Annotated in this window: 9 protein-coding genes and 1 other RNA gene; 4 read left to right on the forward strand and 6 right to left on the reverse strand. The window is 66.0% G+C overall.

Going from position 1 to position 7,917, the window contains the following annotated elements; all coding sequences use genetic code 11:
- The 3 genes from ACIQ42_RS12790 to ACIQ42_RS12800 form a co-directional block, all read right to left on the reverse strand.
- Positions 1-1,362, reverse strand: a 1,362-nt coding sequence (locus tag ACIQ42_RS12790) for a DNA polymerase III subunit gamma/tau (RefSeq protein WP_397422579.1), incomplete at its 3' end; no start/stop codon positions are given.
- 60 nt (positions 1,363-1,422) lie between these two features.
- Positions 1,423-1,521: signal recognition particle sRNA small type (gene ffs / locus ACIQ42_RS12795), an RNA gene on the reverse strand.
- Positions 1,522-1,574: 53 nt separating this feature from the next.
- Positions 1,575-2,873, reverse strand: a complete 1,299-nt coding sequence (locus tag ACIQ42_RS12800; RefSeq protein ID WP_397422580.1) for a spinster family MFS transporter — start codon at positions 2,871-2,873, stop codon at positions 1,575-1,577.
- Positions 2,874-3,044: 171 nt separating this feature from the next.
- Between ACIQ42_RS12800 and ACIQ42_RS12805 the strand changes: the two genes are divergently transcribed.
- From ACIQ42_RS12805 to ACIQ42_RS12820, 4 genes are all read left to right on the forward strand, one after another.
- Positions 3,045-3,467 carry a hypothetical protein gene (locus ACIQ42_RS12805; protein WP_397422581.1) on the forward strand — a complete coding sequence of 141 codons (423 nt, stop codon included), beginning with the start codon at positions 3,045-3,047 and terminating at the stop codon, positions 3,465-3,467.
- A 72-nt stretch (positions 3,468-3,539) separates the two neighbouring features.
- Positions 3,540-4,466 carry an NAD(+) diphosphatase gene (gene nudC, locus ACIQ42_RS12810; protein ID WP_397422583.1) on the forward strand — a complete coding sequence of 309 codons (927 nt, stop codon included), beginning with the start codon at positions 3,540-3,542 and terminating at the stop codon, positions 4,464-4,466.
- Between the two features lie 49 nt (positions 4,467-4,515).
- Positions 4,516-4,812, forward strand: a complete 297-nt coding sequence (locus tag ACIQ42_RS12815; RefSeq protein WP_397422584.1) for a type II toxin-antitoxin system HigB family toxin — start codon at positions 4,516-4,518, stop codon at positions 4,810-4,812.
- Positions 4,812-5,183 (forward strand): type II toxin-antitoxin system HigA family antitoxin, encoded by a 372-nt coding sequence (locus ACIQ42_RS12820; protein ID WP_397422585.1) that lies wholly within the window; start codon positions 4,812-4,814, stop codon positions 5,181-5,183. The genes ACIQ42_RS12815 and ACIQ42_RS12820 overlap by 1 nt, the downstream gene beginning before the upstream one ends.
- 36 nt (positions 5,184-5,219) lie before the next feature.
- Here ACIQ42_RS12820 and ACIQ42_RS12825 read toward each other — a convergent pair whose 3' ends face one another.
- From ACIQ42_RS12825 to ACIQ42_RS12835, 3 genes are all read right to left on the reverse strand, one after another.
- Positions 5,220-6,419 (reverse strand): winged helix-turn-helix domain-containing protein, encoded by a 1,200-nt coding sequence (locus ACIQ42_RS12825; protein WP_397422586.1) that lies wholly within the window; start codon positions 6,417-6,419, stop codon positions 5,220-5,222.
- 57 nt (positions 6,420-6,476) lie between these two features.
- Positions 6,477-7,448: an aldo/keto reductase gene (locus tag ACIQ42_RS12830; RefSeq protein WP_397422587.1), complete on the reverse strand. Its 972-nt coding sequence runs from the start codon at positions 7,446-7,448 to the stop codon at positions 6,477-6,479.
- Positions 7,449-7,450: 2 nt separating this feature from the next.
- Positions 7,451-7,917 (reverse strand): polyphosphate kinase 2 family protein (locus tag ACIQ42_RS12835; protein ID WP_397422588.1); only part of this gene is annotated, 467 nt, incomplete at its 5' end.

Consider the following 7,917-nt stretch of genomic DNA (forward strand, 5'->3'; position numbering starts at 1 on the left):
CTGGCGGGCCACCGCATTCGTGGCGCTGCGCGCTGCAACGCCGCCGCCCCCGCCCCCGCCGCCGGCCGGGCCGCCGCCGAGTGGCCCGGTGCCCGGAAGTTCACCGGCCTGCAGCCGCTTCAAAGCTTCCTCCGGCCCCGGCAGATCGGCCGCATAGGCCAGCCGGATCAGCGCCATGTCCACCGCCGCCGCCGCATCGGGCGCGCGCCGCACCTCCTCATAGGCCTTCAGCGTCAATTGCCAGATGCGCGAGAGGGTCCCGGCCGATACCGCCGCCCCGACGGCGGCCAGCCGTCCCGCCTGTTCCCGCGGCAAAACTAGCGCCTGCGGACCGATGGCCTTGGCGACAGATGCGCCGTGGGTGTGGTCCAGCAGGTCCATCACCACCTGGTCAGGATTGGCGCCATAGCCATAGAGCGCGCGGAAGGTTTCAATGGCGGCGCCGGCTTCGCCGCGCATGATCTGTTCAAACAGTGAGATAGTCTGGGCGCGGTCGGCCAGCCCCAGCATGTCGCGGATCGAGGCGGCGGTGACGGTGACGCCCGGATCAGCCTGGACGATGGCCTGGTCCAGCATGGACTGGCCGTCGCGGACCGAGCCCTCGGCGGCGCGGGCGATCAGCATCAGGCCCTCGGCTTCGACGCGTGCGCCCTCGTTCTCGCAGATCATCTCGAGATTCTTGACCAGCACATCGGGCTCCACCCGACGCAGATCGAACCGCTGGGTGCGCGACAGGATGGTCACCGGCACCTTGCGGATCTCGGTGGTGGCGAAGATGAACTTCGCATGCGGCGGCGGCTCTTCCAGCGTCTTCAGCAGCGCATTGAATGCGCCGGTCGACAGCATGTGCACTTCGTCGATGATGTAGACCTTGAAGCGGGCCTCCACCGGCGAATAGCGCACGCCTTCCAGCAGGTCGCGGATGTCGCCCACGCCGGTGCGGGAGGCGGCGTCCAGCTCCAGCACATCCATATGCCGCCCCTCGATGATCGAGCGGCAGTGGATCCCCTCCTCGTGGAAATCGAGGGTGGGCGTGTCCACCGTGGTGGTCTGGAAATTCAGCGCTCGCGCCAGCAGGCGCGCGGTGGTGGTCTTGCCGACCCCCCGCACGCCGGTCAGCATGAAGGCATGCGCGATCCGACCCGAGGCGAAGGCGTTGCGCAGGGTGCGCACCATGGCCTCCTGGCCATAGAGATCGTCGAAGGTCTGGGGCCGGTACTTCCGCGCGATGACGGTGTAGGCGGCGCTGTCCATGGTCGGCGCGGGCGGGGCGCTAACCGGCGCATCGCCGAACATGTCGCCCGTGTTCGGGTCACGCTCGGGAGGCTCAAGGTCGTCGCGGGGAAAGTCTTCGTCGCCCATGGCGCCATCTAAGGGAACGGCCAACCTCCGCGCCACGCGAAAATTGAAAAGTCTGGGGAAAGGTGGAGACCGAACGACGACCCGGAGCGAAACTCGTTGTGGCTGCTGCCTTCCGGCCCTGACCAGGTTGGCGAGGCGTCCGCCCGTCGCCGATCTCCGGGGCGGCATATGGCGGATCGGAGGGCCGTGGGCAAGAGGCAGCCCAAGCGCGGCTACCCCCCGGCGTTCCTCGCCACGTCTCGCTTCGTCCACCGTCCGGCCAGAACGAACGCCGGGATCGCCAGGGCCGAGATGGCGGTGAACACCAGCACCGAGGCCGTGTAAGGTTGGGCCGCCCCTGCGTCCCGGAACTGGTCGATGGCCCAGCCGGCTCCGGTGATGCCTATCCCCAGGCCGACAACGTTCAGGCAGAGGATGTAGAAGGCGGTGACGGTTGCACGCGCACCGGGGGGCGCCAGTTCCTGTACGGTCGAGAAGGTCGGGCCATAGAACGCCGCCAACTGGAAGATGCCGATCCCCATGCCGATGAGAAAGAACGGCGAGTCCGCCGGGACCACGCGGTAGGCCAGAGCCAGTGGCATAGTCACCAGGATCAGCAGGGCGAGCATCATTGGTCGCCCGGATTTCATTCGCTGCTGCCACCAGTCGCCGATGAAGCCGCCAAACAGATTCCCCGCGACGCCGGCGACCACCGTGATGTAGCCGGCCAGTTGCGCGATATGCGCCCTTTCAAAACCACGCTCGGCGACAAACCAGAGCTGGTCGAACTGTGCCGCGCCGATGCCGATGTGGAGCGCCACCCCGCCGCAGATGGTGGCGACGAGCGCGGGTGAGCGCTTCAGGGCGTCGCCAAGAAGACGGGTCTGCACCAGGAATCCAGGCCCCTTTGCATGTTGGGCTTCGCGCTTGGGGCGCGGGTCGCGGACGAACAGGAAGGCCAGGGCCAGGACCAATCCCACCGCACCCAGCACATAGAAACAATTCCGCCAGCCGATCGCCGGGCCGAGGTAGCCCGCGATCAGCAGACCGGCGCCGGTGCCGATGGGCACGCCCATGTAGTAGATGGCGCTGGCCAGTCCCATGCGCGAAGGGTGAACCCGGTCCGCGAGCAGCGACATGGCCGAGGGCGTCAGCGCTGACTCGCCGATGCCGATAAGCGCGCGCGGAATCGCCAGAGAGATGAACCCGCGCGCCATTCCCGAAATTGCGGTCAGAGCGCTCCAGACCGCAACGGCGCCGGCGATCAGCCGAGGACGGTGCGACAGATCCGCCAACATGCCCATGAACAGGCCCGCCACTGCATAGAAGACCAGAAACACCAGTCCGGTCAGCAAACCGAACTGGGTGTCGGTGAGGTTGAGCTCGGGCTTAAGGAAGTTGGCGAAACTGGCCAGCAGGTTCCGGTCGACGAAATTCAGCGCGTTGGTAACCGTCAGCAGGGCCAGCAATCCTACCGGCAGAGCCGCCGCGGTGGTCGCCGACGGTGGCGTCGTCGTTGTCTTGTCGCTCATGATCTGTCCCCCCTGGGTCGGCCCATGACACTTGCGGTCATATTGTCAACGCGCTGCCCTGCGGTACTCAAACAGAAGTCTGGCCACAGAGCACGCGGGAATAGCGGGGGCTTGCGCCCGACCTTCGACCTGACCCAAGATCGCGGGCAGAAGACTTCGGGGGGGCAGCAGATGATCAGACAATCCATGTGCGCGGTGCTTGCGCTCAGCGCCACGCTTTCAGTCACGAACGCGGCATTGGCCCAGATGGTGGTGACGCCCGAGGTGGCGTTGAGATTCCTGGACGCCAACAAGGACGGGGTGGTGACGCTTAACGACTACCTGAATGTCCAGATGCCGAAGATGACAGCCGGTGATCTCGATCAGAATGGCGAGCTGACCTACAAGGAGTTCAAGGAAACCCTGGAGGGCCGCGCCAGGACGAACGCCGAACAGAGTTTCAGGGCGTTCAACCGCGATGGTCGCGAGCGCACCATGAACCAGCGCGATTTCCTGAACTATCACGCCTATGTTTTCACCAATGTCCTCGATGGCGACAAGGACGGGTTCCTGGCTGCAGACGAGCTCGGCAAGGTCATGAGCCGCGACAGGTAAGTCGGGCTTTATCGCGATCAACGCCGTCTGCGATGGGATGACGTGCGCGCTGGGGCGCACTATGAACAGCCCATGGCTCTCTCCTTCTTTCAGAACACCTTCGCCGGAAACCCCCTGAATCGCGCCAGCGAGCGACGGGGCGACACGGAATGGCTTGCCGAACAGCTGCAGTCGCCCGACAGCCTTGGGCTGGCCTTATGGAACGGCAAACCCCTCATCGAGAAGACCAAGGATGGCGGCGCCCAGATCGCCTACCTGCCTGCGAAGCTGGTGGGTGAGTTGGCGGGCGGCCCCGAGCGGTTGCTGTTCATGGGTCTCTGGAAGGATACAGCCATCTTTGCCCTCGACATGGAGGGAACCGCCGATCCCGCACAGGGACCCCTGCAGGGCCTGGGCGAGTTCAAGGATCTCCGGCAGGTCGCCATGCAGCTTCCGGGCACGGAGGCTGCGATCTGCGGGACCGCCAAGCAGATGTTCGAGTGGCGCCGGCGTCACGGCTATTGCGCCGCCTGCGGTCAGCCCAGCGAGGCGGTGGACGGCGGCTGGAAGCGCAAGTGCCCGTCGTGCCAGGTCGAGCACTTCCCGCGCACCGATCCCGTCGTGATCATGCTGGCCTATCACGGTGAACGTTGCATGCTGGGACGCCAGGAGATCTGGCCTGCCGGGATGTTCTCAGCCCTCGCCGGCTTCCTGGAGCCGGGTGAATCCATCGAGGAAGCCTGCGCGCGCGAACTGAACGAGGAAGCCGGTCTGCGCACCCGCCAGGTGCGGTATCATTCCACCCAGCCCTGGCCCTATCCGTCATCCCTGATGATCGGCCTGATCGCGGAGGTGGAGGACGACGAGGGTACGCCGGACCAGACCGAACTGTCCGAAGTCCGCTGGTTCACCCGCGCCGAGGCTCGCGCCCTGATCGCCGGCCAGATCGAAGCCACCTTCGCGCCGGCGCCGCTGGCGATCGCTCACCAACTCATCAAGGCCTGGGCTGAGGAGGCGTAGAGATCCTGAGTATATTGTTCCCATTCGGGGAACATGTTAAAGCCCCGACGTGCAGATCATCGCCAAACGGACGCTGATTGGGTTCTGGGCGCGTCATCCAGATGCCGAACGGCCCCTGCGCGCCTGGTACGGCCTGGTAGACAAGGCGCTCTGGACCGGCCCGGCAGACGTAAAGGCGATGTTCGGGACGACCGTCGACTTCGTGGCAGACAATCGCGTCGTCTTCGATATCGGCGGCAACAAGTACCGTCTCGTGATCCACGTCGCCTACGCCTTCCGGCGCGTGCTGATCAAGTTCGTGGGAACCCATGCGGCCTATGACCGCATCAAAGTGGAGACCGTGTGATGGATGTTCGCGCCCTGCGCTCGGAGGCAGATTATGATTGGGCCCTCGGCGAGATCGCGGCATATTTTGTCGACCTGCCGGCGATGGGCAGCGAGGCTGCGGCGCGATTTGATGTGCTCGCAGATCTGATCGAAGCCTATGAGCGTCGTGCCTGGCCGATCGCCCCAGCAGAACCCTTGGATGCGATCCGCTATGCGATGGAGCTCAAGGGGCTTACCCAGACAGACCTTGCAAGCTTGCTGGGATCGCGGTCCCGGGCCTCGGAAGTGCTGAATGGGCGGCGTGGACTGACGCCATCGATGATGGCCAAGTTGCACCGCTATTGGGGCGTACCCGCCGAGAGCCTCCTGCGTACCCTGGGCGCCGCCTGATCCGCCGAAGCCAGGCTTTGGCTAAACGACGGAACCTCAGGCCAATCTAGCCAACGCCGCCGCCAGGTCGCCCTTCGGCTCCACCCGCACGGTCTCCAATCCCAGCCAGCCGGCCATCAGCTTCAATTCGGCGGCCAGTCGAACCGGGGTCAGGTCGCTCGCCCAGGGTTCGGCGTGGGAGGCTTGCACCAGGAGCACGCCGGCTTTGCGGTCGGCCTTCAGGTCCACGCGGGCGGTGATGGCGTCGCCCTCGAGGAAGGGCAGCACATAATAGCCATGCTGGCGCTTCTCGGCGGGCACATAGATCTCGATCCTGTAGCGCACACCGAAGATGCGTTCGGTGCGCTCGCGAAACCAGATCAGATTGTCGAAGGGAGAGAGCAGGGCGGTCGCCTCGATCTTCCGGGGGCGGCGCGCCATCGGATCGAGAAAGGCCGGCTCGGTCCAGCCCTTCACGGTCACCGGCAGCAAGGAGCCGGCTTCCACCAGTTCTCCGACGCGGGCGCGGGTGTCCTCCAACCCCATCCGGAAGTAGTCGCGCAGGTCGCGCATGGTGGCGACGCCCATGGCGCGGGCGGCGATCTGGATCAGTTGGCGCTGCGCCTCGTCGCGGGACGGGGTGGGGGTATCGACGATGGCCCTGGGCAGTACGCGGTGCGGCACGTCGTAGACCCGCTCAAAGGTTCCGCGCCGGGTGGCGGTGGTGAGTTCTCCGGTCCAGAACAGGCCCTCGACCGCGCGCTTGCCCTCGCTCCAGCCCCACCAGCCGCCTGCGCCCTTGGCGCCCAGCTCCAGTTCCGAGGCTGACATAGGCCCGCGCGCGGCGATCTCATCCAGCGCCCGGTCCACGAAATCGCGGCGCTCGCGCAGGAAGCGCGCGATGCCCTTCCACGCGCCAACGCCCTCCAGCGCGTCCGTCATCCGCCAGCGGAACAGCGGTTGACTGGAGAGCGGCAGAAGCGAGGCCTCATGCGCCCAGTACTCGAAGAGGGGGCGTTTCTTCGACCAGGCGATGTCTTCCAGCATCTCTCGCGGATAGGCGCCCAGGCGCGAGTAGGCGGGCAGGTAGTGGGTGCGCGACACCACGTTCACGGAATCGATCTGGATCACACCCAGCCGGTCGACCAGTTGCGTCAGTTGGCGTCGGCTGACGGGACCCTCGCGTGAGCCTCCGAATCCCTGGGCCGCCAGCGCGATGCGGCGCGCTTCTCCGGCGGTCAATGTATGTGCTGGCATCGATCCCCCTTAGTGAGCCGACAGGAGGGCGGTCGTCATCGAACAAAGACCAAAAAATCAGCTCGCCAGGCCCAGCGCATCAATCGCCGCCACACGCGACTGCTCCATCGGCCCGGCAGCCTCTGCGGCCAGGCACTGGGCTAGTTCGGCGCGGTTTTTGACGCCTAGGACGATGGTGTCATAGTTGGCGAGGCTCAGCGCGTAGTGGTGCGCCACCTGGGCGGGATCCTCGCCCCAGCCGGCGCAAAGCTCGCGGAACGGCGCGGCGCGGGCGAAGTCGGCATTGTCTGGGCTGTTGGCCGACAGATCCCGATCAACGCCAGAGGTCAGCGCCCCGGCCTGAACCGCGCGGATGCCCATGACGCCGACGCCCCGGGCCCTGGCCGCCGCCGCGATCGCGCGGGGCTGTGGCGCCTCGGCGTAGCGCCTCAGCGCGCCAGGGCTATCCATCAGGTTGGCGATCACCTGCACGGCATCGGGCTTCTGCGCCTGATCCAGCGCGGCGAGGACCGCAGTGGGCACGCCGATACCGGTGATCCCCCAGCCGCCGATCCGGCCCTGGGCCTTCAGCTTCATCATCGCCGGAACAACGTGGCCTTCATACAGCGACATCGCGGTCGAGAACGCATCCCGGCGCGCGTTGCTATGGGCATATTCAAAGCCGTCGGCGTGCAGGTTGGAGTGCAGGAAAAAGAGGTCCACCCGCTCCAGCCCCATGGTGGCCAGACTGGCCTCCAGCGAGGCGATCAGACGGGCTTCCACCTCCCCGGCAGGCGGCGTGGCGAGGTAGTATTTGGTCGTGACCTTGACGCCGGTCGGAAGCTTGCCGCCAAAGGTCTTGCCGATCAGGGCCTCGCAACTCCCGTAGATCGGCGCCGCATCAAGCACCGTGATCCCGGCGTCGATGGCGGCCACGACCGTGGCCATCGCCTCCTCGTCATTTGTTTCGCCCCAGATCTGGCCAATGCCGCCACCGCCCAGGGTCAGCCGACTGACCGGTCCCAGGGACCCCAGTGTCGAAGTCTGCATGCTCAGCGCTCCAGTCGGCCGTCGGAGAAGGCGGCGGTGTCAAAGGTGTAGAGGACGTCGGGGTCCGGCTTCGGAACGCTCTTCGCCACATCCGCAGGCGCAAGCGCATGCAGAAGGTGGCGCATGATCGCGGTGCGGGCCCTGGCCTTCTTGTCGGTGTGCACGATCACCCAGGGCGATTCTGCGGAGTGCGTTCGCGACAGCATCTCGTCGCGGGCCCGGGAATAGTCGTCCCACTTTTCCTGGGCCACGGCGTCGAGCGGGCTGATCTTGAGCGTCTTCAGCGGATCTGTCTTGCGGGCCTCCAGACGGGTCGCCTGCTCCTTGCGAGAGATGTCCAGCCACAGCTTCACCATGCGCACGCCGTCGCCGATCAGCATCCGCTCGAACACGGGCGTCTCGTCCAGGAAGACAGCGTTCTGTTCCGGCGTGCAGAAGCCCATCACCGGCTCCACCCCGCCACGATTGT

The organism is Phenylobacterium sp., from assembly GCF_044372605.1.
Classification (GTDB): Bacteria; Pseudomonadota; Alphaproteobacteria; order Caulobacterales; family Caulobacteraceae; genus Phenylobacterium.

What these genes read in the sequence shown, in the direction of transcription:
- ACIQ42_RS12805 (WP_397422581.1), top strand. Translation starts at nt 3,045, where the DNA reads ATGATCAGACAATCCATGTGCGCGGTGCTTGCGCTCAGCGCCACGCTT.
- ACIQ42_RS12825 (WP_397422586.1), bottom strand. Translation starts at nt 6,419, where the DNA reads ATGCCAGCACATACATTGACCGCCGGAGAAGCGCGCCGCATCGCGCTG.
- ACIQ42_RS12820 (WP_397422585.1), top strand. Translation starts at nt 4,812, where the DNA reads ATGGATGTTCGCGCCCTGCGCTCGGAGGCAGATTATGATTGGGCCCTC.
- ACIQ42_RS12800 (WP_397422580.1), bottom strand. Translation starts at nt 2,873, where the DNA reads ATGAGCGACAAGACAACGACGACGCCACCGTCGGCGACCACCGCGGCG.
- nudC (WP_397422583.1), top strand. Translation starts at nt 3,540, where the DNA reads ATGGCTCTCTCCTTCTTTCAGAACACCTTCGCCGGAAACCCCCTGAAT.
- ACIQ42_RS12830 (WP_397422587.1), bottom strand. Translation starts at nt 7,448, where the DNA reads ATGCAGACTTCGACACTGGGGTCCCTGGGACCGGTCAGTCGGCTGACC.